General features: G+C 60.7%; 27 protein-coding genes. 12 read left to right on the forward strand and 15 right to left on the reverse strand.

Annotated features, from left to right (window positions below):
- Positions 1–267: 267 nt before the first annotated feature.
- The 11 genes from BSG08_RS17750 to BSG08_RS17785 form a co-directional block, all read right to left on the reverse strand.
- Positions 268–1,296: a hypothetical protein gene (locus BSG08_RS17750; RefSeq protein WP_093039185.1), complete on the reverse strand. Its 1,029-nt coding sequence runs from the start codon at positions 1,294–1,296 to the stop codon at positions 268–270.
- 475 nt (positions 1,297–1,771) lie between these two features.
- Positions 1,772–1,990 carry a hypothetical protein gene (locus BSG08_RS19550; protein WP_175544822.1) on the reverse strand — a complete coding sequence of 73 codons (219 nt, stop codon included), beginning with the start codon at positions 1,988–1,990 and terminating at the stop codon, positions 1,772–1,774.
- A 112-nt stretch (positions 1,991–2,102) separates the two neighbouring features.
- Positions 2,103–2,417: a hypothetical protein gene (locus tag BSG08_RS19555; RefSeq protein ID WP_175544823.1), complete on the reverse strand. Its 315-nt coding sequence runs from the start codon at positions 2,415–2,417 to the stop codon at positions 2,103–2,105.
- A gap of 362 nt (positions 2,418–2,779) precedes the next feature.
- Positions 2,780–3,793, reverse strand: coding sequence for a hypothetical protein (locus tag BSG08_RS19615; RefSeq protein ID WP_217649911.1), 1,014 nt, complete (start codon positions 3,791–3,793; stop codon positions 2,780–2,782).
- Positions 3,721–4,140 (reverse strand): hypothetical protein, encoded by a 420-nt coding sequence (locus tag BSG08_RS19620; RefSeq protein WP_217649912.1) that lies wholly within the window; start codon positions 4,138–4,140, stop codon positions 3,721–3,723. The genes BSG08_RS19615 and BSG08_RS19620 overlap by 73 nt, the downstream gene beginning before the upstream one ends.
- 78 nt (positions 4,141–4,218) lie before the next feature.
- Entirely contained in the window at positions 4,219–4,524 is a 306-nt protein-coding gene (locus BSG08_RS19625) for a hypothetical protein (protein ID WP_217649913.1), read from the reverse strand.
- A gap of 1 nt (position 4,525) precedes the next feature.
- On the reverse strand, positions 4,526–5,662 hold the full coding sequence (gene argE, locus BSG08_RS17765) for an acetylornithine deacetylase (protein WP_093039186.1): 1,137 nt from the start codon (positions 5,660–5,662) through the stop codon (positions 4,526–4,528).
- A gap of 178 nt (positions 5,663–5,840) precedes the next feature.
- Positions 5,841–6,074, reverse strand: a complete 234-nt coding sequence (locus tag BSG08_RS17770; protein WP_245770743.1) for a hypothetical protein — start codon at positions 6,072–6,074, stop codon at positions 5,841–5,843.
- 110 nt (positions 6,075–6,184) lie between these two features.
- Positions 6,185–7,120, reverse strand: coding sequence for a LysR family transcriptional regulator (locus tag BSG08_RS17775; RefSeq protein WP_093039187.1), 936 nt, complete (start codon positions 7,118–7,120; stop codon positions 6,185–6,187).
- A gap of 81 nt (positions 7,121–7,201) precedes the next feature.
- Positions 7,202–7,876 (reverse strand): DUF1028 domain-containing protein, encoded by a 675-nt coding sequence (locus BSG08_RS17780; RefSeq protein WP_093039188.1) that lies wholly within the window; start codon positions 7,874–7,876, stop codon positions 7,202–7,204.
- Positions 7,873–8,301: a RidA family protein gene (locus tag BSG08_RS17785; protein WP_093039189.1), complete on the reverse strand. Its 429-nt coding sequence runs from the start codon at positions 8,299–8,301 to the stop codon at positions 7,873–7,875. The genes BSG08_RS17780 and BSG08_RS17785 overlap by 4 nt, the downstream gene beginning before the upstream one ends.
- Positions 8,302–8,501: 200 nt before the next feature.
- On the opposite strand from BSG08_RS17785, the gene BSG08_RS17790 reads away from it, so the two are divergent.
- From BSG08_RS17790 to BSG08_RS17815, 6 genes are all read left to right on the forward strand, one after another.
- On the forward strand, positions 8,502–9,767 hold the full coding sequence (locus tag BSG08_RS17790) for a flavin-containing monooxygenase (RefSeq protein ID WP_093039190.1): 1,266 nt from the start codon (positions 8,502–8,504) through the stop codon (positions 9,765–9,767).
- Between the two features lie 379 nt (positions 9,768–10,146).
- A complete protein-coding gene (locus BSG08_RS17795) occupies positions 10,147–10,896 on the forward strand; it encodes an ABC transporter ATP-binding protein (RefSeq protein ID WP_093039215.1) in 750 nt (249 codons plus the stop codon).
- Positions 10,889–11,632, forward strand: coding sequence for an ABC transporter ATP-binding protein (locus tag BSG08_RS17800; protein ID WP_093039191.1), 744 nt, complete (start codon positions 10,889–10,891; stop codon positions 11,630–11,632). The genes BSG08_RS17795 and BSG08_RS17800 overlap by 8 nt, the downstream gene beginning before the upstream one ends.
- A 48-nt stretch (positions 11,633–11,680) precedes the next feature.
- Complete coding sequence (locus BSG08_RS17805; protein WP_093039192.1) at positions 11,681–12,877, forward strand: ABC transporter substrate-binding protein; 1,197 nt, start codon at positions 11,681–11,683, stop codon at positions 12,875–12,877.
- Positions 12,878–12,938: 61 nt separating this feature from the next.
- Positions 12,939–13,826 carry a branched-chain amino acid ABC transporter permease gene (locus BSG08_RS17810; RefSeq protein WP_093039193.1) on the forward strand — a complete coding sequence of 296 codons (888 nt, stop codon included), beginning with the start codon at positions 12,939–12,941 and terminating at the stop codon, positions 13,824–13,826.
- Between the two features lie 56 nt (positions 13,827–13,882).
- Complete coding sequence (locus BSG08_RS17815; protein WP_245770744.1) at positions 13,883–14,806, forward strand: branched-chain amino acid ABC transporter permease; 924 nt, start codon at positions 13,883–13,885, stop codon at positions 14,804–14,806.
- 238 nt (positions 14,807–15,044) lie between these two features.
- Here BSG08_RS17815 and BSG08_RS17820 read toward each other — a convergent pair whose 3' ends face one another.
- A complete protein-coding gene (locus BSG08_RS17820) occupies positions 15,045–15,416 on the reverse strand; it encodes a MerC family mercury resistance protein (protein WP_175544824.1) in 372 nt (123 codons plus the stop codon).
- Entirely contained in the window at positions 15,413–15,886 is a 474-nt protein-coding gene (locus BSG08_RS17825) for a cupin domain-containing protein (protein ID WP_093039196.1), read from the reverse strand. Before BSG08_RS17825 ends, BSG08_RS17820 begins: the two co-directional genes overlap by 4 nt.
- A 314-nt stretch (positions 15,887–16,200) precedes the next feature.
- On the opposite strand from BSG08_RS17825, the gene BSG08_RS17830 reads away from it, so the two are divergent.
- From BSG08_RS17830 to BSG08_RS17855, 6 genes are all read left to right on the forward strand, one after another.
- Positions 16,201–17,112 (forward strand): class I SAM-dependent methyltransferase, encoded by a 912-nt coding sequence (locus BSG08_RS17830; RefSeq protein WP_093039197.1) that lies wholly within the window; start codon positions 16,201–16,203, stop codon positions 17,110–17,112.
- 186 nt (positions 17,113–17,298) lie between these two features.
- Complete coding sequence (locus BSG08_RS17835) at positions 17,299–18,897, forward strand: winged helix-turn-helix domain-containing tetratricopeptide repeat protein (protein WP_093039198.1); 1,599 nt, start codon at positions 17,299–17,301, stop codon at positions 18,895–18,897.
- A 276-nt stretch (positions 18,898–19,173) separates the two neighbouring features.
- Entirely contained in the window at positions 19,174–20,070 is an 897-nt protein-coding gene (gene ltnD / locus BSG08_RS17840) for an L-threonate dehydrogenase (RefSeq protein ID WP_093039199.1), read from the forward strand.
- Positions 20,070–21,344: a 3-oxo-tetronate kinase gene (gene otnK / locus BSG08_RS17845; RefSeq protein ID WP_093039200.1), complete on the forward strand. Its 1,275-nt coding sequence runs from the start codon at positions 20,070–20,072 to the stop codon at positions 21,342–21,344. Before ltnD ends, otnK begins: the two co-directional genes overlap by 1 nt.
- Positions 21,341–21,988: a 3-oxo-tetronate 4-phosphate decarboxylase gene (gene otnC / locus BSG08_RS17850; protein ID WP_093039201.1), complete on the forward strand. Its 648-nt coding sequence runs from the start codon at positions 21,341–21,343 to the stop codon at positions 21,986–21,988. The genes otnK and otnC overlap by 4 nt, the downstream gene beginning before the upstream one ends.
- Complete coding sequence (locus BSG08_RS17855; RefSeq protein WP_093039202.1) at positions 21,988–22,749, forward strand: hydroxypyruvate isomerase family protein; 762 nt, start codon at positions 21,988–21,990, stop codon at positions 22,747–22,749. The genes otnC and BSG08_RS17855 overlap by 1 nt, the downstream gene beginning before the upstream one ends.
- A gap of 111 nt (positions 22,750–22,860) precedes the next feature.
- Here BSG08_RS17855 and BSG08_RS17860 read toward each other — a convergent pair whose 3' ends face one another.
- Both BSG08_RS17860 and BSG08_RS17865 read right to left on the reverse strand, forming a co-directional pair.
- On the reverse strand, positions 22,861–24,318 hold the full coding sequence (locus tag BSG08_RS17860; RefSeq protein WP_093039203.1) for an aldehyde dehydrogenase family protein: 1,458 nt from the start codon (positions 24,316–24,318) through the stop codon (positions 22,861–22,863).
- Positions 24,319–24,353: 35 nt separating this feature from the next.
- Positions 24,354–25,034, reverse strand: coding sequence for a GntR family transcriptional regulator (locus BSG08_RS17865; protein WP_217649914.1), 681 nt, complete (start codon positions 25,032–25,034; stop codon positions 24,354–24,356).
- Between the last annotated feature and the right edge of the window lie 15 nt (positions 25,035–25,049).

Below are 25,049 nucleotides of genomic sequence, written 5' to 3' on the forward strand. Positions count from 1 at the left end.
TTCTGACCGTTCAGGAATGTGATCGAGTGCGAACTTCTCTCAGGCCTCTGTGTGCGGCGTTTCCAGAAGCCGCGGGCCTACCCTCGTGCCACTCTGGTGCTCTCTGGGTGGTCTGACATAATGATCTTTGATCATATTTGAGTTTGAGTGGACGCTTTCGCGATGCTGTCCGGTGCGTTTTGCGCCTGCGGCTAGGTCCTGGTGTCTGCCTTTCGCGATTGTCAGGCTGTCGGTAGGCAAAGGTGCGGCATCCAGCGCACAGCTCCACTATTCTTCTGCGCCGAGGGCCGCATCGCGCACATTGTCGAAAATGAAGTTCGCAAGCGGAGCCTTGGGATCAAACTGCGCACCCCAGATTTGTTTACGTTCGTCGGGTCCCCTCTCCCAGAATGCCTTTGATGAATCGACGGCTCCAAAATGCGCGGTTAGCACAGGGTTAAGAAGGATGCGTTCAAGACATGAGCGTGCAACCCACTCGCTCACCGCTTCATATTCCGCGAGGCGAATTCGAGTTGCTCGATCGAACTTCTCTAGGTATTGGTGCTCTTGCATGTGTTCCACGGCGCTTCGAATGTCGTAAATCTTACCCATGAGATCGTGATGCGAGGGACCTACAAATTGCTCGGTTCTGGATTTGAACTGCTTTTTGGTACTCCCCGGTTCGGGCACGATCAGCCCTTCGATACAACGAGTGAATTGATGAATTCGATCCAGAGTATTTCCTTCACACCTTGTTTCCTGATAGATACTCAGGCACCTGAGAAGGCGCCAGTTGCTCGTGCGGGGCGCTTTTCTGATTGCGTCTAGGGCTTGGGCAAGTTGGGCGGCGCGCTGCAGTTGAGCCAGTGAAATCTCATCGTCGCTTCCGACGATGGAACGCATTGGAGGATTGATCCGGGCAAACTGGCGAACATCAACTTCCCCGTAAATGCAGCTACCAGTTGCCATAAATGGCGAATCCGAAGTGGCAAACTTGTTTGTGAGCATGAGACCCATCAGCAAGTCGTTGACGGCACCGCACAGATGATGGTTTTCCGCATCTAGTACACTGAGCGAAGCAGAGGTATCCTTGGCGAGTAAAAACAAGCTGCATCTCGATACATCCTCGACACGAATCGTGCCAAGCCACTCACGCCAATGCTCAGGCAACTCAAAATCCGCATCTGGGAGGACTGTCAATCTGTTAGAAGCAACGAACTGGGAAACATCAGGCGTGCATCGTACATCTAACCCGATGAGGGCAAATTTCTCACCATCTTGGATCCAATCGGGAGCACGTTTCCGAGGTTTCGTCATATCCCGCTTTCAAGGCACCAATTCAGACACTTGTTGTTAGTAATGGGTACCGACATCATCCACTATCCAATTAAATCTAACCATTACGGCGAAAGTCCGCTCTGCCCCACACCACCGACACTGCCTGACCGGAAACGCTGAGGCAAGCGACACCCCCCACACACCACCAGACTGCCCCCGGAAAAGGCCCCAGGTCGAGGGAGCAGGGGTGGTTCATGTCTGGTTTCAGTGGGTTTGAGGGTCTCCTACCACCCCAGCCAACACCACCTAAGTAATTGATATAATGCACGTTATGCAAGATTGTCGCGTGTTTCCCGGCCAAATCAGAGGTGTCCTGTTACCCCAGACACCAAGATCGCAGGCAGTCTGCCCATTTCCTTCAAAAGTCTGGAATCGCAATTTCCACGGTAGCAGTTTGGCGATAGATGCTGGGTGGAGTGTTTTCTCAATGGCTTAGAGGCGCCCGCTCGACGGCTCAGAGTGTCTTGAACAGGTCCCGTTGCTTGTCCCAAAGCGGAGTGAATGCATGGGATTTCAGCCACTGGGAACTGAGTCCCACAGGCTGTGTGCCTTCCCAGACATTCCGGATGATGTCGGGAGCCAGAAACGCCAGTTCGACAAGCTGCTGAATGCGCCGTTTTGAGGCCCCTTCACCTTCCGCGATGTCCGCGTAAGTCTTGCCGGATCGGATCATGTCAAAGTACCGATGCGCCAGGGCAATGTTCCGGAACAGGGTCTCATCGCGTGGACCCGTGCCATCGGCCAGGACCAGCCTTGTTTCAACGCCACGCTTCCGATGCCTGAAGTCAGACAAAGCTCAGGTGGTCTTCAGAGATGCGCGCGGGTTCGACGGTCAGGCATTCAGCGATCGCTTTCGTGGCGATCGAGATCTGGATCTTCCCCGGCGCGATCTGCACTTTCTCGATCAGGCGCAGAAGCGCGCTGATGCCTGGTTGATCCTCGGCGTGGCTTTCACCAGCGATCAGCGCTGTAATTCGTTGCGTAATGTCTGCGGTCTCCTCCGTGCTGGCAGAGCCGACGATACTGGCCTTGATCGACGGAACACTGAGATGCCGTCCGACGAGATCAGCAACCAGGGTCTCCAGCTCTGGTGCGGGCAAACGCCAGCCACCGGGATCCTTCGGGCCAGAGCTGCGGATCAGACGATGGGATACATAGTAACGCAGCCTGCGCCCCTTCGCTCCGCCACTTGCCCTCGCGAAAGCGTTCTCCCGATCCGGCTGCGGCCGGATTTTTCCGTTGTTTTCGAGGGTTATGCGGGTGGGGCTGTTAACCGGGCTACGCCCCGAAGGACGCGCATGCGTTCTCTCCGAGCCGATATTCTCCGGACCTGTTAACCGCGCACGGTCCGGTTAAGCCGATCAAGGCCCTGATAATGAAGGGTTTTGATCCACAGATCATTCGCGACCGTTGTGGAAGCTGTATCCATGCCGCAGGGAACTGGTATCGAACTCTGTGATGGTTAGGGCAAGTAATCGAATGCGTCCGCGCTTTCATACAGAGCCCTGATGGTTGTCGCGGCAGAAACCGACGCGCGCGTCGCGGCTTCCTTCAGGTCCAGAACACGGAACTTGTCGCCGATCTTCGCAACGGCCTCGATCCGACGATACTGGTCGCCGAAGCGTTCTGCGTACTGCGCCAACCCCTTGAGCTTCGGCATCGCGTCGCCGAACTGAATGCCGTGCGGATCGACGATATCGGCGGCGACGGTCCCATCGTCCTGCTGAACGAAAAAAACAAAGTCGGGCCTGACGATCCTTGGTTCGCCCCCCTCCTCGTAAATGATGCCAAGCGAGTCCTGGCTGGCGCGCGACGGGTTCCGGTACCACGCGACGGCTCCCGCCCGCGCGAGTTCGGACTTCACGACTTCACCTTCCCAGGAATTGAAGTCCTCGGGGAACATCCCATGCTCATCGCACAGCATGTGCCGCTCGAACGATGGCAGCGGAGTCTCTGAGCCGTTCGCCTCCCGGATCGTCGTCGGCTGCATCCAAGACGTCGGTCGAGCCAAGTCCACATCCATGGGGTTCGCGCTCATCTCTCGAATCTGGCGATACACGTCCTGACGCTCGTCGGAGAGGTTCTTGATGTCGACCCGGAAGCGAGTAAGCCATTGGTTCGCGAGTTTCTCGGCCTCAGCCTCAAGTGTCTCTCGGATGCCGGGAACTAAGCCCAGAGCGCCAATCGTGACGTGCGCATCGATGAGAGCGGCTTCCATGTCGTCCGCATCGCCTTCGTTCCGCGCTAGGTAGTCGCTGTACGACGTGGCGAGATCCGGACTGATCGCACGACCCGCCCTGCGATATGCGTCTTCGATCACGGCGTAGTCCGCTTCCTCGAGAAAGTCGTCGAACGACATGCCGCCGCCTTTCAGGTCGGCCTTCAGGCTCTTGCCTTCGACTGTCAGGACCGATTTGCGGGCAGTCTCGATTTCTGCCTTGTAGCGCGCTCTGGCGCCATCGAGCACCTTGTGCATTTCCGCATGGCAGCCTTGCCAGCGTCCTCGAGCAGGCCATCGACGGCCAGCTCATGCGCGAGCGAAGTCAGTCTCTTGACTGGACGGGCATGCCGCTTTGGCAGGGATTGGGACGGCAGCGAGAGCAGCTTGTCCCACACCGCCTCCGGGATCGAAGGATTAGGCTTCAACTCGACGGGGTTGATAAGCACGCGGCGACCCGGCAGATCGTCGCCACCGTCCCCACCGGACATCAGCGCCTTTGCGACATCCTTGACCGAGGCTTCGTCGAAGAATGGTAGCAAACAATCGACCGAGTTCAATCGCTCATTGCCCGGGATCCGCCGCGCCAGTGGTGTGCGCACCATGCGCCCCAGTAGCTGCGTGATGTGCGTCTTGTCCCGAGCGGGCCGGAACGACACCATGACTTCGGCACGCGGACAATCTCAACCCGTGCTGATGGCGTCCTTCGCGATCAGGATCCGGACCCACGTCGATTCCTGAACACGTTCGGGCGAGATGTAGGGCACGGTGTGGCTGCCGAAGGTCTGAGTGGAGTGTTCCCCGAACACATGCGCAACCGCATGCGCCCGCGCGATGTTCCGGATGAGCGTTTCGTCCCGGCCGGCGGGAGCATCGGCGAGAACGATCTTCGTTTCGACTCCGCGCTTGCGGTGTTGGAAGGGATGGCCGGAGACGAGCCTGTCAGCATTAATGAGGTCGGGATCGACAGCGAACCGCCTGCGCCGCACGTCAGCTCAGCCTGTCGAGTAGCCGCATCAGCATCGCGTCACAGGCGGAGAGCTGGTCGGTTGTGATATACTCATCCGCCTTGTGACCCTGCCCTTCCATCCACCCCGGCCCGCAGACCACTGTAGGTATCCCCAAGGCATCGAAGAACCCGGCCTCGGTTCCAAATGTCGCCTTGGTGATTTCATCCATGCATGTGAGCGCCTGCACCATTTTCACCAGGCTCGCATCCGCTGCAGTGTCGAGGCCCGGATAGGCTGTCAGCCGCTCTATCAGTAGCTGCGACTCGGACCCATGTTCCCTGGCAATGCGCGCGGCGATCGTTTCGACCTTTCGCAAGATATCTTCCGGCGCATCCGACGCCAGATGGCGCAACTCAAAGTTGATCACAGCACGGTCCGGCACGATGTTTAGCGCGGATCCACCGCGCAGCGTGCCGACATGCACCGTGCTGTAAGGAACGTCATAACCCGGATCCCGCGCGCCGTTGTCACGCAGCCAGTCCTGAAGCGCCCGCAAGGACTGCACGAAATCGGTGGCAAGATAGAGCGCGTTGACAAACCGCGGGGCCAGCGCCGAATGGCCCGAAACGCCATGGCAGACCGCCCGCAAGGCGACCTTGCCCTTATGGCCGATGGCCACCCGCATCTGCGTCGGTTCGCCGACGATGCAGGCGCGGGGTAACCCGATGGCGGGATGCAGCATGTCGATCATGCGCGACATGCCGACGCAGCCCACCTCCTCATCATAGGAAATCGCCAGTTTAAGCGGCTCTTTCAACGGCAGGCACGCAGCCCGGTCCGCAGCGGTCAGCATAGAGGCCAGAAACCCCTTCATGTCGGTGGTGCCGCGACCGTAGAGCCGCTCGCCCTCGCGCGTCAGGCGAAACGGATCCCGGGACCATGTCTGCCCTTCCACCGGCACCACATCCGTATGCGCCGAGAGCATGATTCCGGCTCCCACAGGCCCAAGCGCCGCGAATAATCCCGCCTTCTCGCCATCCGGATCAATCACGCGCGTCACCGCAAAACCGCGCGCCTTCAGAAAATCCTCGGCATAGGCGATCAAGGCAAGGTTGGACCGCGCGCTGACCGTGTCGAATGCGACCAGCCGGTCGAGGATTTCGAGCGTCCCGTTCACCCCTCCGCAAGCCCCGCAATCTCACGCCGGAAGTGCATTGCATCGCCCAACGGTACGGCGTCGAACGCGCGCGGCCTCCTGTCCGACGGACCCCGAGCCCGCGACCGGCACAGTGGAACTGTCACCCTTGGCATTCATCTTTCCCACATCCGCGCCGGCATCGGAATATCCTTGTTCCTCACAGGCACCGTTCGATGAAAGGAGTTATCTCCGAGGTATGGTGCATTTCGCACGGCTCGGTAAAGATCACGCCCCAACCGTACTCGGATTTTATCTCGCGCATCGCCACTGCAGCCGAGGGATGGCGATAGCCGTCACCATTGCAATGCGGCACCTGATAAAGGCGGTTCCTGGCGGTGACCAGGCCGGCTTGCGGCCGCTCGAACAGGATACCATAGCGAGGATCGCGCAATTCTTGCTCCGTCTCCGAGTGTTTCTTCCTGAGCATAGACAACCTGGGACAAACCGAAAGCCTTACCTGTGAAAGCGTTGATTAGGACCGCGCTAAGCCATGCGCGTGAGTCAGACCAGAGCTTCGCCTCCGATACGATTGAGACGGCCACTACGCACAAGCTCCTTGCCATACTCGATAAAGGCGCGCACCGCGTTCGAACGGTCTGCGTCTTGCGCCGTCAGGAGCCCCATGCGCATGGGTCGCACAAGCCCGCTGATCGGCACGCAGCGGATCGGGTTTCCATCCGGTGAGATTTCGCTGAAGGGGCGGACATTGGCGATCGAATAGCCGAAATCATTTGCCACGAGGCTGCGCATCACCGCCATGTCGCGGGTGCGTTCCGCGATAATCGGCTTGACCCCCAGGGCATCGAAGAAAGAGAGGAAATAATCGGCGCTCAGTGGCAGATCGAGTAACACCATCGGATGATCCTTCAATTCGTCGATGCTGACCTTTTCGCGATCTGCAAGCGGATGCCCGGTCCCCATCAGAGCGAATGGCGGCAACCTGAGCAACGCCGTGAACTGCAAGTCTGCCGGGACATCAAGATCGTAGGTCAGTGCCACGTCAATCTCGGAACGGCGCAGGGCGCTGAATAACTCTACCTGATTCAGTTCCGACTGGCGAATGCGCACATCGGGATATTGCGCCTCGAACCCGCGCCGCAATGTCGGCAGCACGAGTTGTGCAAAAGTCAGCAGGCAGCCCACAGAGAACGGCCCCCGGACAAGACCGGAAATATCACCTGCGATGTCCATGAGTGCCCCCGCCTCGCGCAGCGCGCGCCGGGCCTGTTCCATCATCAGCCGCCCGCCTTGCGTTAACGATAGCCCGTGCGCGTGCTGGCGCACAAAGAGCGGCAGGCCGAACTCCTTTTCCAACTGTGCGATCGCCGCAGAAATCGACGGAGACGAGACGTTGATGCGCTCGGATGCGCGCGCGATACTGCCGGTCTCGCCGACCGCCACGAAGTATTCCAGCTGTCTGAGGGTATACCTCAGCATATTTCGTCCCTGATCCGAACCATTGTTCAAGCTTTGTATCTGATCCTTATGGTTTTCAAGACCAGGACGGTCGTGGCAATGTTACGGGTCGCCGGGAACGCCATATTTTGGCGCCGCGGTCGGATCGAGGGCGCGTTGGATATAGGCATCAAGTTGTGGTTTATAGACCTCCCAAACGGTCGCCACCGCCTCTATCGGGCACTCCCTGGTCCAGTCGCAGCGCAGATCGGCCACCGGCCAGGCAACCTTGTCCACCAGAATGAGACCCGCCGAATGCACCGGCCCCGCCTCGCCTCCGGCTGCAAGCCCCGCGCGCAACGCTGCAATCAACCGGTCACCGAGATGCCCGCGCGCGGCAAGAAAACCCTGCACGATGGCCAGAGGCACGCCGACATTTTCCAGAAGGTTGCCACCCGAGGCCACATTTTCGGCCTGCGCCTGCGTCCAGATACCAAGGCTTCTGGATCCCGAGTGGACCGCCGTCCGCCCCGCCCCATCCACCGCAAGCACTTGCCGGTAATCGATGAATGTCCCACGCTGCCGGACCTCGGAAACGGCTTCTGGAGCGGACATCCCCGCCGCCATCAGATCAAGTGTCAGGGGACCAAGCGCGGGATCAGTCACATTCTGCGACGCCACAGCGCCCACACCCGCTCGCGCAAATGAACAGCGGGCGGCCACAGCCGGTGAAGATGACGAAATCGCCACCCCGAACATACCCGTTTCGGCGCAGCGGGCCACCAGCGAAAATGTCATGACGTTGCCTCGTCTGGGATCACTGCCGTGGCGTCGATCTCGACCAGCCATTCGGGACGCGCCAACGCCTGCACCACCAGCCCGGTCGACACCGGATGCACGCCCCGGATATATTCCCCCATTGTGCGATAAACCGCCTCACGGTGGCGCATGTCGGTGATATAGACCACCACCTTGACCAGATGTTCCATCCGGCCGCCCGCCTCTTCGATCAGTTGACGGATGTTCTGCATCACCTTGTGGGTCTGCTCAACCGGGTCGTGGCTGTCGATGTTGCGCGCATCCTCCAGGTTCTGAGGACATTGACCGCGCAGCCACACGATCCGACCACCGGTGGTAATCACGGCTTGGCACAGATCGTTGTCGAGGTTCTGTTCCGGATAAGTGTCGCGGGTGTTGAAGCTGCGGATGCGCTGGTGTGCCATATGTGACTCCTCGGTTGGGGCTGCACCAGCAGGGTTTCACATGCGGGTGCGAGACGGAAAAGAACGCACTGCCTCACCAGCGGTTAGGGGCGTCCTAAGCGGGCTTAGCAAAAACCCAAGCAAGGCTTCACGAAAACATGGTTTTTGCAAGCCTGACGTATCCCTAAACTCTGTCGAAACGCACTCGAGAGGAACAATCCATGCAAAAGTTTGACACGGTGGTGATCGGCGGCGGACAGGCGGGCATCGCCATGAGCGAGCACTTGGGCAACCACGGGATCGATCACGTTGTTCTGGAACGCAGCCGTATTGCCGAGCGCTGGCGATCTGAGCGATGGGACTCGCTGGTGGCGAACGGCCCGGCTTGGCATGATCGCTTTCCCAATCTCGAATTCCATTGTGACGCAGAAACATTTGTACCCAAGGAAAGCGTCGCCGATTATTTCGTGTCCTATGCGGCAAAGATCGGTGCGCCGGTCCGCTGTGGCGTCGAGGTGCGCGAAGTAAGGCCACTCAAGGGACGAGCCGGTTTTCATCTGGAAACCTCCGATGGTGCGATGGAGGCCCTGAATGTGGTGGCCGCGACCGGACCGTTCCAGCGTCCCGTGATCCCGTCCATCGTCCCCGCCGATACGGATCTCATGCAGATCCACTCCAATGCCTATCGTAATCCCGAACAGTTGCCCCAAGGCGCCGTTCTGGTGGTGGGTGCCGGTTCGTCCGGGGCGCAGATCGCCGAAGAACTGATGCATGCCGGTCGCAAGGTCTATCTGTCCGTCGGTCCCCATGATCGCCCGCCGCGCCGGTATCGCGGGCGCGACAATGTCTGGTGGCTGGGCGTTCTGGGCAAATGGAACGCCGACTCGCCCGGTCCCGGCACCGAACATGTGACCATCGCCGTCAGTGGTGCCGCAGGTGGCAAGACGGTGGATTTCCGTCGGCTGGCTCATCAGGGCATGACGCTGCTCGGCCGGACCGAGACCTTCGCGAACGGCGTACTCCGCTTCGCATCTGATCTGGCCGAGAACCTGCTCAATGGCGATGCGAATTACCTATCCGTGCTGGACGAGGCCGACGCCTATATCGCGCGCAACGGTCTTGACCTGCCCGAAGAGCCGATAGCCCGCGTGCTCCCCGAAGATCCGGACTGCGTAACCAATCCGGTGCTGGAACTGGACGTCGCTACGACCGAAATCACCTCGATCATTTGGGCCACAGGCTATGCGCTCGATTATGGCTGGCTCAAAGTTGATACGTTTAACGACATCGGTCGCCCCCTCCACCAGCGCGGCGTCTCGCAAGAACCGGGCATCTATTTTCTGGGCCTGCCATGGCAGTCACGGCGCGGCTCGTCGTTTATCTGGGGGGTTTGGCACGACGCAAAATTCATCGCGGATCAGATCGCGATCCAGTACAACTACATGACCTATCACGAAACGGCGCAACCTGTCCCAGAAAGGGCATGACCAGCGCATCTTTGAACTGGACGTCAGAGATCCGCTGCACCGAACCGGGTTCACATCTCCCTGCTCCTGATCGGCTGCGACACGCGATAAATATCCGCTACCGACAGGCAGCACCAAGGTCCGTCAGACATCGGCAGACGGCTCCAACCGGACCGGCGCGACCATGACGATCGGTTTGACAGCCTCCGGGTGGAATCGGCTTGCGGTATTACGTCAAACGTCTCGTCCGCTCCGACATACCGAGACGCGGATGGCTCACCGATCTGCCGTTGACACTCTCCCGGGTGGGAAATAACGTCTGTGATAGAAACCATAAAGTCTGATGAGGGGCCTTGCAGATGCTCTGGGCGATCATCCAACCGAATGTGATGAACTTTACATGAGTATCGTGTTGAAAGCTGAGGGCCTGACCAAGGAGTTCAAGGGCTTTGTCGCTGTCAACAAGGTCGATCTGGAGGTTGAAAAGGGAACGATTCATGCGCTCATCGGCCCCAATGGCGCAGGCAAGACGACCTTTTTCAACCTGCTGACCAAGTTTCTGCAGCCGACGGCAGGGCGGATCACCTATCAGGAGCGTGATATCACCGGAATGTCGCCCGCCGGGATTGCGCAACTGGGGATGGTGAGATCATTCCAGATCTCGGCGGTGTTCAGTGATCTGACCGTTCTTGAGAACGTGCGTATCGCCCTGCAGCGCAAACGGGGCGAGAGTTTCGATTTCTGGCGCTCGGAAAAGATCCTGTCGCGGTTCGATGACGATGCCCATGGCTATATCGAGGATGTCGGACTCGGCGAATTCATCAACCACCGTGCCGGCGAACTGTCATATGGCCGGAAGCGGGCGCTGGAGATCGCGACGACGCTGGCGCTCGATCCCGGAATGCTTCTGTTGGACGAACCTATGGCCGGCATGGCTCAGCAGGACGTAGAGCGCATTTCAGCGCTGATCCGCAGAATTGCCAAGAACCGCACCGTGTTGATGGTCGAGCATAATCTGTCGGTCGTGGCGGATCTTTCAGACCGGATCACCGTGCTTGCGCGCGGCGAGGTTCTGGCAGAGGGCGACTATGCGGCCATATCGAGATCACCGGCGGTGATCGAAGCATACATTGGAACCGGGGATGAGTGAGACCGCAACCCAAAGCGCTTGGGCCGCGCAGAGCGATGATGCATTGCTGGCAGTGCGCGGCCTGCATGGGTGGTATGGCGAGAGCCATGTCCTGCATGGTGTCGATTTCGACGTGAACGAAGGTGAGGTGGTGACATTGCTGGGACGCAATGGCGCTGGCAAGACATCAACGCTGAGCGCGATCATGGGCCTCTTGGGCAAACGAACGGGGTCGGTGCGGTTTCGTGACACCGAGATGATCGCATTGCAACCGCGTCATATAGCACGGCTTGGCATTGCACTCTGCCCGGAAGAGCGCGGCATCTTTGCGTCCCTTAATGTCGAGGAAAACCTGATGCTGCCGCCACAGATCGCCGAGGGCGGACTGACAGTGGAACGGATATATCAGCTGTTTCCCAATCTGCTGGAGCGACGTCGCAGTCAAGGCACCAAGCTGTCCGGCGGAGAGCAGCAGATGCTGGCCATTGGCCGTATCCTGCGCACCGGAGCAAAGCTGCTGTTGCTCGATGAACCGACCGAGGGCCTGGCCCCGGTGATCGTGCACCAGATCGGCACGACGATCCGTGAACTGAAGAAAGAAGGGTTCACGATTGTGCTGGTCGAGCAGAATCTGCGGTTCGCGGCATCGGTTGCCGACCGGCATTATGTGGTCGAACAGGGCCGGGTGATCGACATGATCCCCAATGCTGAATTCGACGCGAGTATCGGCAAGCTGCACGGCTATCTGGGTGTGTAAATTGCAGCGATCAATCACGCATTTCGCGTATAATGAAGGAGGAAAGATATGTTCAGACCAATTGCATTAGGAAGCCTTGCGCTTGCCACGATGACTGCAGGGCCAGCCCTTGCTCAGGATATCAACGTCAAGTTGGGTGTTCTGAACGACCGTTCCGGCGTCTATGCCGACCTGTCGGGCGAAGGCTCCGTTGTCGCCGCGCGTATGGCGGTTGAAGATTTTGGCGCCGCCGAAAAAGGCATCAGTGTCGAGATCGTTTCAGCGGATCACCAGAACAAGCCTGACATCGCCTCAAACATAGCCCGGCAGTGGTATGACACCGAGGGTGTCGATGCCATTCTGGATGTGCCGACTTCTTCGGCCGCACTGGCTGTCGCCGAGATCACGGCGCAGGCCGGCAAGGTTTTCATCAACTCCGGAGCGGCTTCGACCGACCTGACCGGCGCGCAGTGCCAGCCGACTACGATCCACTGGACCTATGACACCGCAGCACTCGCCAACGGCACAGGTAAGGCGGTGACCGAGGCGGGCGGCAAGAAATGGTTTTTCCTGACCGCCGATTACGCTTTTGGTCATGCGCTTGAGCGTGACACGACCACTGTGGTCGAGGCCAACGGAGGAGAGGTTGTCGGAAAGGTGAATGTTCCGTTCCCGGCGACCGATTTCTCGTCCTTCCTGTTGCAGGCACAAGGTAGTGGCGCTGACGTGATCGGTCTGGCCAATGCGGGCGGCGATACGGTGAACGCGATCAAGCAGGCCTCTGAATTCGGCATCACTCAGGCTGGACAAAAGCTGGCCGCACTGCTGATGTTCGTGACTGACGTTCACGCGCTGGGAGCCGAGACTGCGCAGGGTCTGTCGCTGACGGAAGCCTTTTACTGGGATCAGAACGAAGCGACGCGTGAATGGTCTGCGCGGTTCGAGGAACAGCATGGCTCCAAGCCGACAATGGTGCAGGCAGGTGTATATTCCGGAACGCTGCATTATCTGCGTGCCGTCGAAGCGGTTGGCAAAACCGAAAGCATGGAAGTCCTGACCAAGATGAAAGAGATGGAGTTCGACGATCCGCTCTTTGGCAAGGGCTATATTCGCGGCGATGGCCGTGTGGTCCACGACATGTATCTCTTCGAGGTGAAGAAACCGGGGGAAAGCAGCGGTGAATGGGATCTCTACAACCAGATTGCCGTGATCTCGGGCGAAGATGCGTTCCTGCCGATGCTGGACGAGTGCAATTTCACCAAATGATCCGTCGCGGCATCCCGACCGCGTCGGGGTGTCGCGCAGCAACCATTGACCGGGGCCGTTCATGTTCGAACTATTGGGAATTCCGCCACAGGTTCTGATGGGGCAGCTTTTGCTGGGCCTGATCAACGGGTCGTTCTATGCCGTGCTGTCGCTTGGGCTGGCGGTCATTTTCGGCCTTCTCAACATCATCAATTTCAGTCATGGCGCGCAATATATGATGGGGGCCTTCGTAGCCTGGATGCTGTTGAACTATCTTGGCATCGGCTATTGGCCCGCTCTGATTCTTGCGCCGCTGATCGTGGGCGCAACCGGCATCGCGCTGGAAAAGCTGGCGCTGTCACGGCTCTACAAGCTGGATCACCTCTATGGATTGTTGCTGACTTTCGGCATCGCTTTGATCATTCAGGGGCTGTTCCGCAACTATTACGGAATATCGGGTCTGCCATATCAGATTCCGGATCTGTTGTCGGGTGGGCAGAATCTGGGCTTCATGTTTCTGCCAAACTATCGTGCCTGGATCGTCGTGGCCTCGGTCATCGTCTGTTTCGGTACCTGGTTCATGATCGAAAAGACCCGCCTTGGGGCCTATCTGCGCGCCGCAACGGAAAATCCGGCGCTGGTCGGGGCATTCGGGATAAATGTACCGCGCATGATTACGCTGACTTACGGGTTCGGCGTCGCGCTTGCTGGGCTGGCCGGCGTGCTGGCGGCACCGATCTATGCGGTCAATCCCAACATGGGTGCCGATCTGATCATTGTCGTCTTTGCTGTAGTCGTTATTGGAGGCATGGGGTCGATCATGGGTGCCATCGTGACTGGCTACGGATTGGGACTGATCGAGGGGCTGACGCGGGTGTTCTATCCGGAAGGGTCGGCAGTCGTGATCTTCGTGATCATGGCAATCGTGCTGCTCATCAAGCCCGAAGGTTTGTTCGGGAGGACTGCGTGATGGCTGTTGCGGAAAATGAAACCCTGCAGGATGTGATATATCCCAAAGAAGTCGGCATGCCGCTGCTTCACAAGGCAATTTTCCTGGTTCTTCTTTCCTTCCTGATCGTGCTGCCGTTCATGGTGTACCCGGTCTTTGCAATGAAAGTCATGTGTTTCGCGCTGTTTGCGGCGGCCTTCAACCTGTTGCTGGGCTTTGGTGGCCTGCTCTCTTTCGGCCATGCGGCTTATTTTGGCGGAGCAAGCTATGTCGCCGCCCATGCGGCCAAGGTCTGGGGTTTCACACCGGAATTGTCGGTACTGGCCGGGACGCTGTCGGCAACGGTTCTGGGTTTGGTAATCGGCTCACTCTCGATCCGCCGTCAGGGAATCTATTTCGCGATGGTAACACTCGCCTTCGCGCAGATGGTCTATTTCTTTGCGCTTCAGGCGGAGTTCACCGGCGGCGAGGATGGAATTCAGTCCGTGCCGCGTGGCGATCTGTTCGGGGTGATCCCGTTGCAGGGCAATATAGCGCTTTACTTTTTCGTGCTGGTGATCACTTTTGGCGGCATCCTCTGCCTCTATCGTATCGTGCATTCGCCATTTGGTCAGGTTCTCAAGGCGATTCGCGATAATGAACCGCGCGCAATTTCACTCGGTTATCAGGTTAACCGCTACAAGCTGATGGTCTTTACCCTTTCTGCCGGTTTTGCAGGGCTGGCAGGCGCCACCAAAGCCCAGGTTTTTCAGCTTGCCTCGCTGACCGATGTGCATTGGAGCATGTCGGGCGAGGTAGTATTGATGACGCTGCTCGGCGGAATGGGCACAATATTCGGCCCGCTCGTCGGCGCAGCGATGATAGTTACAATGCAGAACTACCTCGCCACGTTCGGCGCCTGGGTTACAATCATCCAAGGCGTGATCTTCGTCCTTGGCGTTTTGCTGTTCCGCGAGGGGGTCGTAGGCCTGCTTTCCCGCCTCCTGAAAAGACGCCTGTAATCAGGCGCTCTTTTCCCGGTTGCCTGCAGGGGCTTTCCAGTGGGAATGATCCTGTTTGGGCTTTTCTGATGTGGTAACTCAGGCCATCACCTGACCATCCCACGGGCACATTCCCGCATCGCGCACTGCAGAACCTTGTAACAGTACCTGATGGCCCTAATCATGGGATAGCAATGATAAACAATGGTGTGGTTGGCCAGAAACCGGTAGCTTCGATCCGGTAAATGTATAGTGACATTCAACGCCCCGATCTCCTGAGCCGCCAGTCCCAGAAGGCGGCAAGCCCCAACGCAGCAAGCCCCGCCAGCTCGATCAGCCAATGATATCTTCCATACATCGCCCAAAGCACGGATGCGGCTCCTGCCGTGGCGAGCATCGCCGGACCGGGCATCCGATAACGTCGGTATCCGAGTAACACACCAGACCAGGCCAACACGGCAAGGAAACTGATCGCTCCGGCCCACAGGGCCTCATTGATCGCCACAGCAACGCCGAGCAGCGACAGCGTCGCCACTACCAGCGTCGTGCCATAGCAAGCCGCGACGGCTGCCAGCGTGGCGCCAGCAGCCAGCCAGTCGCTACGGGACGCGCTGCGCACCCTGCCGTTCACTGCGTCCTCGGATCGTCTTCCGCACGGACATAGGTGATGGTCCAGGGTCCGGTGCTGTTGAGTTGAACCACCGTCTCTCCCTCGGCATAGGCGTAATGTGCCATACCCGGCTGAAAGGCAAAGAAGCTGCCCGGTTCGAGCGCGGTCGTCTCCGTCGTATCGGCCTCCTCACCCATCCCCAACCGGAACGTGCCGGAGATGACCGTGACGATCTCGGGTTTGGTATGGTGGTGCGGCGCGATGTGAAAGCCGTCGGGCAACCTGAGCCGCATGGCAAAGACGCCATCCGATGCCGGATCACCGTAAAGCACCGCGTATTCCGCCCCCTTCTGGAGCGAGCCGGGACCGGCTGCATATTCGAAAGCGCCGCTCTCGATCATAACATGGTCGTCCTGCGCCAGCGCCACAGGCGCGGTCAGAACGGCGACCGTAACTGCGGCCATTGCTGCAGGCATTCGGAAATGGGTCATTGCAGTCTCCTTCTCGAAGCTCACGCGCCCTCGCAGGCGCTGTCTGACTTGACGGGACGGCATCGGTCCCTCCGCGGATACCGGGCCGCCGATCACAAGATTAGAGAGGTCGCCTCTGTCATGCTTGGCGGTTTGAGCGGTTTTGCATGGGGGTTTCTTGGTCTCTCAAGCGACAGGTCCGAGGCGAGACCGTACTCTTTCCGAACGATCTTTTCCGAACATGAAAACCACAAGCAATCCCCGCAAAACGCCCAAGCATCGCCGGTGCACTCCGGCCTAGTCTCGGGCGACACGTCTTTCCCAAGGAGACTCGCATGACAACGCTTGATGAAACCCAAGTCACATCCGCCACGCCGCCGCTTGAGGACACCGAGTTTGTGAAGTTCTGGAACGAGGTGCTGGCTCCCAAGTTCATCCGGTTCCGCCACATCCTCGTCGATGGTCTGACCCATCACAGCGAAGCCGTCTTCCCCAAGCTGCCCGTCCGCAAGGGTGACCGGGTTCTCGATGTTGGCTGCGGTTTCGGCGACACCGCGATCAAGCTCGCGCGTATCGTCGGCCCCGATGGCGAAGTGGTGGGAATCGATTGCTGCGATGCTTTCCTCGCGGCGGCCGAGGCCGACCGCGAACACGCCGGTATCAACAACCTTCGTTTCATCCGCGGCGATGCCGAGGTCGCGCTGCCCGAGGGCGCTTTCGATTTTGTATTCGCCCGCTTCGGCACGATGTTCTTCGCCAACCCGGTGGCCGGCTTGCGCAACATGCGCAAGACGCTGCGACCCGGCGGCCGGATGACGCATATCGTGTGGCGCAACTCGGCTGACAATCCATGGCTATCCATGGCCAAGGATGTCGTGCTGGGCTTTCTGCCGCCACCGGGCGATGATGCGCGCACTTGCGGGCCAGGGCCTTTCTCGATGGCGGACGAACCGACGGTCCGAAAGATGATGGAAATTGCAGGCTACGAAGACATCAGCTTCGAGCGCGTCGATGCGCCAGTTCTCGTCGGTCATGATGTCCGCGACGCCATCGCTTTTCAGCTCTCCATCGGCCCCGCTGGCGAAGTATTCCGCGAAGCCGGAGACGTGGCCGAGACGCGCAGACCCGAGATCGAGGAGGCGCTTGCAGAGGCGATCCGCGCGCAGACGACCTCGGCGGAAGGGATCGTCATGGCGAGTTCGTCCTGGGTGATCAGCGCCACCAACCCCGGCGAAAGCGGCCACTGATCCGGTTTCCATTGCGACGACTCCGTGGTTTCTGATACACTTTGTCGCAGGTGGTCTTGGCTGGGACGATATGCGGTGCCCGCTAGTCTGCGGGCTTCCGCATTCTTCTTCTCGGTGACGAGACGCCTGAGCAAACCAGGCGCGGCACAACCGCCCAACGCGCCCTAATGATGCCGGGAGCCGCTCATGAACCGCTCAACGGTGCCGCCATCGCCCCTCGATGAAGCCGACGGCCTCATCCGGTTCGGCCCGTTCGAGATAGACTCCGACCGCTTCGAGTTGCGCCAGAACGGCCATCCGGTACCCGTCGAGCCACGGACCTTCGATCTCATCCGGTTCCTGGCGCGCAACATCGGACGGACAGTAACGCGGGACGAGATATTCGATGCGGTCTGGCAGGGCAGAATTGTCTCAGACGCCGCGCTCAGCAGTCAGATCCGTGCCGCTCGGCGTGCTCTCGGCGATGACGGCGACGCACAGCAGGTGATTGCGACGATACACGGGCGCGGCTTCCGCCTCCGCCGCCGCGTAGCTTCTGCACAGGAGTCAGAGGCCCGAGTCAGCGGCAGCACGGCATCCGCCCGGACCGGCCTTCCCACGCTCGTCGTACTGCCCTGCACCAGCCTCGACAGCGACGGACGGGGGACGGTACTGGCGCAAGGCATGACCGAGGACATGATCACCGCACTTTCCAAGAACCGCTGGCTGAGGGTGATCCCCCGCAGCACCGCCTTCGCCCTCAACCGGATCGCCGAGAATCCAGCCGCCATCGCCTGCACTGCCGGTGCCGACTACATGGTGGCTGGCAGCGTCCGCCGAAGTGGCAATCGGGTGCGCGTCGCGGTACAGACGATCGACACCCGAGACATGCGTTGCCTCTGGAGCGAGTGTTTTGACCGGGACATGACCGATATCTTTGAACTGCAGGACGAGATCGCCCGGCTCGTCTCGGCCCGCGTCGCGACGGAACTTGGCATTACCGAACAACAGCGCGCCGCACGCCAGCCGCGAAAGAATCTCGGTGCCTGGGAACTCTACCAGCTCGGCTCGATTGAATTTTATCGGTTCACCGGCGAGAGCAACCGCCGCTGCCAGCGCCTGTTGCGCCAGGCCATTCAAGAGGATGCGGACTTTGGCGCTCCCTATGCCCGACTCGCCTATGCGATGATCCTCGAAATGGTCTATTTCGACGGCGAACGGGTCCGGGCGCGGATGGACGAGGCGCTGAACCTCGCTCTTCGCGGGGTGGACTGCGACGATCAGGACGCCAACACCCACTTTGCGCTCGGTCGCGTCCGGCTCGCCCGCTGCGAGTACGAGTCAGCCATCGATGCGCTCGAGGAGGCGCTGCAGCTGAATCCCTGCCTCGCACTTTGCCATTGCGGACTCGGCGACTCGTTCGCCTACGAGGGGCGGCTCGAAGAGGCGATCAGCCGGTTCCAGACCGCAATCGATCTCAGCCCGCACGATCCCTTCCGATGGGCGTTCATGTCCTACCGCTCGCTGGCTCATCTCTTTGGCCGAAAGTTCGACGAGGCCGCGCACTGGGCCCGCCGCGCGACGCAGGTACCGAACGCGCATTTCTGGGCCCATGCCAATCTGGTTTCAGCGCTCGGCCACCTCAGCGACGGGCGACAACTGCCGGGCGCCGTCGAAGACCTGAAGCGGGCGCGACCGGATTTCTCGCGCAGCTTTGCCCGAGAGCGGCTGTTCTACATCAAGGATCCCGCACAGCTGGACATCTTCCTCGAAGGGCTGCGGCTCGCTGGTATACAGGAGAGATAGTGTTCCACGCAGCCCGATATTTCCAATGCGAGGCCCCGAGCAGCCTTGATCCACCGCATATCCTGATCCCGCAGGACAAAGCAAAGCAGGAATAACCGTGCAGGAGGATGCGCTGCGCGCCTTCGCCATGGCCAACCATCCAGCAATACTCCGCAAAGGCGCTTGCATCTTCAGTCTGACAACTGTGGACTGGAAACTGTGGTCATGAGGCCTTAGAACTTGGCGCGGAGACCCGGCAACACCAGACAGGGACCACACATCCAGGGAGAACAAGACATGTCAAAGGTTGGCTTTATCGGCCTGGGATCCATGGGATACGGCATGGCAGTGTCGGTATTGAAGGCGGGTCATGACGTCTGGGGGCATGATGTGAATGTCACTGTCGTCGATCGTTTCCGCGATCAAGGCGGGCAGCCCGAGGCTCTGTTTGATGCTGCCCCGATGCTGGATGCGCTGGTCGTCGTCGTTCTGAACGCAACCCAGACAGAGACGGTGCTGTCCGGCCCCGACGGCATGATGAGCCGACTGCGCGAGCGCGCGGTGATCCTGTCCTGCGCCACCGTGCCACCCGCCTTCGCCCGTCGGATCGACATCGAGGCCCGGACTCGGGGGCTGCTCTATCTTGACGCGCCAATCTCGGGCGGGGCGGCAAAGGCCGCCCAGGGCAAACTGACGATGATGGCATCAGGGCAGCCAGAGGCTTTTGCTGCGGCCCGTCCTGTGCTGGATGCTATGGCGGCAAAGGTGTTTGAACTGGGTGATACCGCAGGCGCAGGCTCTGCCATGAAGGCCGCGAACCAGATGCTCGCTGGAATCCATATCGCCGCGATGGGAGAGGCGCTGACCTTTGGCATGACCCAGGGCATTGCGCCGGCAACATTCCTTGACGTGATCTCGCAGAGCGCGGGCACCAGCTGGATGCTCGAGAACCGCGCGCCGCATGTGGTGGCCGGCGATTACACGCCGCAGAGCGCGATCAACATCTGGCCAAAGGACTTGGGCATCGTGCTCGACATCGCCCGCGAGGCGTACTTCGGCGCGCCGCTGGCCGCAGCGGCGATGCAGCAGTTCCTGGCCGCCGCAGGGATGGGTCTCGGGGCTGAGGATGACGCCGCCGTGGCCAAGGTCTATGCCCGCAACGCTGGTCTGACCTTGCCGGGGCAAGGCAGTTGATGGGTTGCGTTCTGGGAGCAATCGCCGATGATTTCACCGGCGCCACCGATCTTGCCAGCCTGCTGGCGCGGAGCGGCATGCCCGTCTCGCTGCGTATCGGAGTGCCGAAGACGCCGCCGGACGATGCCGCCCCGCTTGATGTGGTCGCGCTCAAGATCCGCACCAGCCCTGTGGATGAGGCGCGCGCACAATCGCTCGCGGCACTCGGTTGGCTCAGGACAGCGGGCGCGACGCGGTTTTTCTGGAAATATTGCTCGACCTTCGATTCCACGCCAGAGGGCAACATCGGCCCGGTGGCCGAGGCGCTGATGACCGCTCTTGGCGCCGACCAGACCGTTTATTGCCCGGCCTTTCCGGAAAACGGTCGGACGGTTTTCATGGGCAACCTCTTTGTCGGGCGGCTGCCTCTGGCGGAAAGCCCGATGAAGGACCATCCGCTGACTCCGATGAAGGACAGCAACCTGATGCGCCTGCTGGCATCGCAGGTGAAGGGCCGGACCGGATTGGTCGACCGGCTGACCGTGGCCAGCGGGGCAGAGGCGCTCCATTCCGAACTGCAACAGCTAAAGGATGCGGGAGTTTCACATGTGGTCGTCGATGCCGTCTCGAACGACGACCTGCTCATCATCGCCGAGGCCTGCCGCGACCATGTACTCCTGACCGGAGGATCGGCCCTCGCAATGCCACTGCCTGCACTCTATCATGCCGACGGTCTCTTGCCGCAGACAGTGATGGCACAGCGCGCCCGGCCAACGCTTGCTCCGCAAGCGATTGTGCTCTCGGGCAGCTGCTCGGACATGACCAACCGACAGGTCGCAGCCTATATCGCGGCAGGACGGCCAGCATATCGGCTTGATCCGCTGACGCTAGTCAGAAACGGCCCGGGAGCCGCGCTGGATTGGATCGCCGCCCAGGATCTGGCAAAGGCTCCGTTGATCTATGCCACGGCAGATCCCGAGACCGTGCGCCGGACGCAGGCCGATCTCGGCCCGGTGGTGGCGGGTGAGATCGTCGAAAAGGCACTGGCGGCCTGCGCGACAGCGGCCCGCGACAAGGGCGCGGGACGGTTTGTCGTGGCGGGCGGCGAGACCTCAGGTGCGGTCACCCAGGCGCTTGACGTAGACCGGCTCGATATCGGGCCAGAGATCGCACCCGGCGTGCCGTGGTGCTTCTGTCATACCGGCGAACGCCCCGCGGCTCTCGCCCTGAAGTCGGGCAACTTCGGTACCGAAGGCTTCTTTGCCGATGCCCTCGCCCGACTGGAGGAGGCATGACCCCAGATAACCGCCTGCGTGAGCAGATCTGCGTGCTGGCGAAATCCCTCTTTGACCGGGGCCTGACCGGCGGATCCACGGGCAATATCTCGGCGCGCACAGAGGATGGCGGGCTGTTGGTCTCGCCGACCGGCACATCCTTCGGGCGGCTTGATCCGACGCGCCTGTCGAGATTGGATGCCAGGGGCAGGTTGATCGACGGCGATCCGCCAACCAAGGAAATGCCACTGCACAGCGCCTTTTATGACACGCGATCAACTGCGGGCGCGGTGGTGCATCTGCATTCCTGCCATGCTGTCGCCCTCTCGATGATGCCCGATGTGGACGCTGACGACTTCCTCCCGCCCCTGACGCCCTACGCGATCATGAAACTGGGCCGGGTCGCACTCTTGCCGTTCTTCCTGCCCGGCGATCCGGCGATGGGGTTGGCGGTGCGCGGGCTGGCAGGGCGGCGCTCTGCGGTGATGCTGGCCAATCACGGGCCAGTCGTGGCGGGCAAGGATGTCGAGGCGGCCTGCAACGCCATCGAGGAACTCGAGGATACCGCGCGCCTTGCGATGCTGCTACGAGGCTGCAATCCCCGGATGCTGTCATCCGCCGAAGTACAACAGCTCGTCACCCGGTTCAACGTGGATTGGGACTGATGCGCTTTTCCGCCAATCTGGGATTCCTCTGGGCCGACCGCCCGCTGACCGATGCGGTCCGCGCCGCGGCGACCGCAGGCTTTGACGCGGTGGAATGCCATTGGCCCTATGATACTCCGGCGCAGGATGTCGCCGCGGTTCTCAGAGAAACCGGCCTGCCGATGCTGGGCCTCAACACCCGCCGGGGCAATGTCGCGGCAGGCGAGAACGGGCTCTCTGCCCTGCCCGGACGCGAAGACGAAGCCCGCGCCGCCATCGACGAGGCCATCGCCTATGCCATCGCCATCGGTACACGCAACGTACATGTCATGGCCGGTTTCGTACAAGGTGAGCACGCCCAGGATACGTTCCTCGCCAACCTCGGCCATGCCTGCCGTCAGGCCCGGCCCGAGGGTATCACGATCCTGATCGAACCGCTCAACGACTACGACGCGCCGGGGTATTTCCTGCAGACCACGACGCAGGCCGAGGCGCTGATCGACCAATTGGGTGCCCCCAACCTGCGACTGATGTTTGACTGCTACCACGTGCAGTTGATGGAAGGCAACCTGACCCGGCGCCTGACCCGCCTGCTGCCTAAAATCGGCCACATCCAGTTCGCTTCTGTCCCCGACCGAGGCGCACCTGACCGAGGTGAGGTGAACTTCGCCCATGTTTTCGCCCATATCGCAGAGCTGGGATGGACCGCGCCTCTGGGGGCGGAATACCGGCCGCAGGGCCCGACGGAAACCACTCTGGACTGGCTTGCCACCCTGCGCTGACCGGGCAGAGGGCAGGCATGATCGGCCGCAAGTTGACGGAGCAATTCTGGCCGAAATCATCACGGCCTGTCCCGGTTTTGCGGGACATCGCAGGTTGCGCGCTGCGTCGCGTCACCCGTGGCGCAGCGTGATGGTCTTGAGCCTTGTGAATCCGTAAAGCGCCTCGAACCCCTTTTCGCGACCATGGCCCGATTTGCCTGACCCGCCGAATGGCAGCTCAATCCCGCCGCCCGCACCGTAATTGTTGACAAAGACCTGCCCCGCCCTGAGCGCATGCGCCATGCGGAATTGCCGTGCCCCATCCTGTGTCCAGACGCCCGCGACAAGGCCGTAGTCGGTACCATTGGCAATGGCGATCGCCTCTGCCTCGTCGGAAAAAGGGATCGCGACCTGCACTGGGCCGAATATTTCCTGCTGCGCGAGGACATGGTCAGGCGGCACATCGCGAAAGAGCGTGGGCGCGACGTAGTATCCCCCCGCAGGCGCATCCGGCGCAACCCGGCCTTGGGCAGCGATGGCAAGATCCGCGCCCCGCGCCAGCATCGCCTCGACCCGCTGCTTCTGCTTGGCATTGATCAACGGGCCAATGCGGGCATCCGCCATGGCGGGGCCAACGGCAAGGCCACGATAAACCCCGGCCATTGCCGCGATCACCCGCTCATAAACGCCCCGCTGGATCAGGACGCGAGAAGCCGCCGAACAGGTCTGTCCCGCCGCTTGCATGCAGGCGCCGACCAGGGTCGGCAACGCCGCGTCCAGATCGACATCGTCGAATACGATATGCGGGGACTTGCCGCCCAGTTCCAGCGTGACCGGCACCACGTTGCGCGCCGCCGCCGTCTGGATCATCACACCCACATCGACCGAACCGGTGAACGAGACATGATGCACCCCGGGATGTCCCGAGAGCGCCGCGCCGACCTCGGAGCCAAACCCGGTCACGACATTGAACGCCCCCGCCGGAAAACCTGCCTCGGACACAAGCGTCGCCAAGGCCAGCGAACTGAGCGAGGCATCCTCGGCCGGTTTCAGCACGCAAGCGTTTCCGGCGGCCAGCGCCGCGCCAACCGATCGGCCGACGATCTGCATCGGATAGTTCCACGGCACGATATGGCCGGTCACGCCATGCGGTTCGCGGATTGTCAGCACGGTATGGCCCGCCTGATAGGGAATGGTATCGCCATGCAATTTGTCCGCCGCACCGGCGTAGAATTCCAGATAGCGCGCCAGGGCCGTCACATCCGCGCGGCATTGGCTGATCGGCTTGCCCACGTCGAGACATTCCAGCCGCGCCAGATCCTCGGCCCGTTCCAGCACCAACTCGCGGAGCTTCATCAACAGCCGCCCGCGCTCTGTCGGGCTCAGCCTGCCCCAATCGCCGGATAGCGCGGACTCGGCGGCCATGACAGCCGCATCAATGTCCATAGTCGTGGCACGTCCGATGCGCGCGAACTCCACTCCGGTTGACGGATCAAGAACCGGCAGCGTGTCGCCTCCGGTCACCGGGTGCCACGCCCCGCCCCAGAAAATGCCGGTGGGGTCAAACCATAGCTGCGCGTCAGCTGTCATCGTGATGTCCTTGCATTGTGTTTCAGAACTTTCGATCAGGTCAGCGCCTGATAAAACGGTTCGAACCGCGACCGGCTCTGCGTCAGGTGGTCCCGCATCGCCGCCGCGGCCCCGTCGGCATCACGCGCCGCGATCCGTTCAAAGATCAGCTCATGTTCGCGCAGCGCCTGCTCTCTCAGATCGGCAGTAAAGCGCAGGCGAAACATCTGCATCGGCTGGCGCAGCCGTCCGAGCGCCTCGACAATCAGCGCATTGCCAGAACCAGTCGCAATCCTGTCGTGAAACCTCAGATCGGCCAGACCGAAACGACCAGACATCGCCGAGGGATCGGCGTCCCGAAGCGCGGCAGTCATTTCATTAATGGCCTCTCGTAGCGCGTCTGTCTCAGCCGCACTCATCGCAACTGTAGCCATGGCGGTAGCCTCGGGTTCCAGCAGCAGGCGGAATTCGTAGAACTGTCGCAACCTGTCTGCGGACGGCATGGGTGCCGCACTGAACCCCACGTTGTGACGGCGCACCACCAGACCTTCGGCCTCAAGCCGGATCAGCGCTGCGCGCACCGGCGTTTGCGACACACCCAGATCCCGCGCCAGCACATCAATCGCCAGCCGTTCGCCAGCCGGGATTTCCTGCGACATGAGTCGCGCCAGAAGGATGCCATGCACCTCCTCGCCAAGTGAAGGCCGGTCGGACAGTAGGGCCGTGGAGATCGTCATTGTCTCAGCCGTCAT

It is taken from the genome of Roseovarius azorensis (assembly GCF_900109455.1).
Classification (GTDB): Bacteria; Pseudomonadota; Alphaproteobacteria; order Rhodobacterales; family Rhodobacteraceae; genus Roseovarius; species Roseovarius azorensis.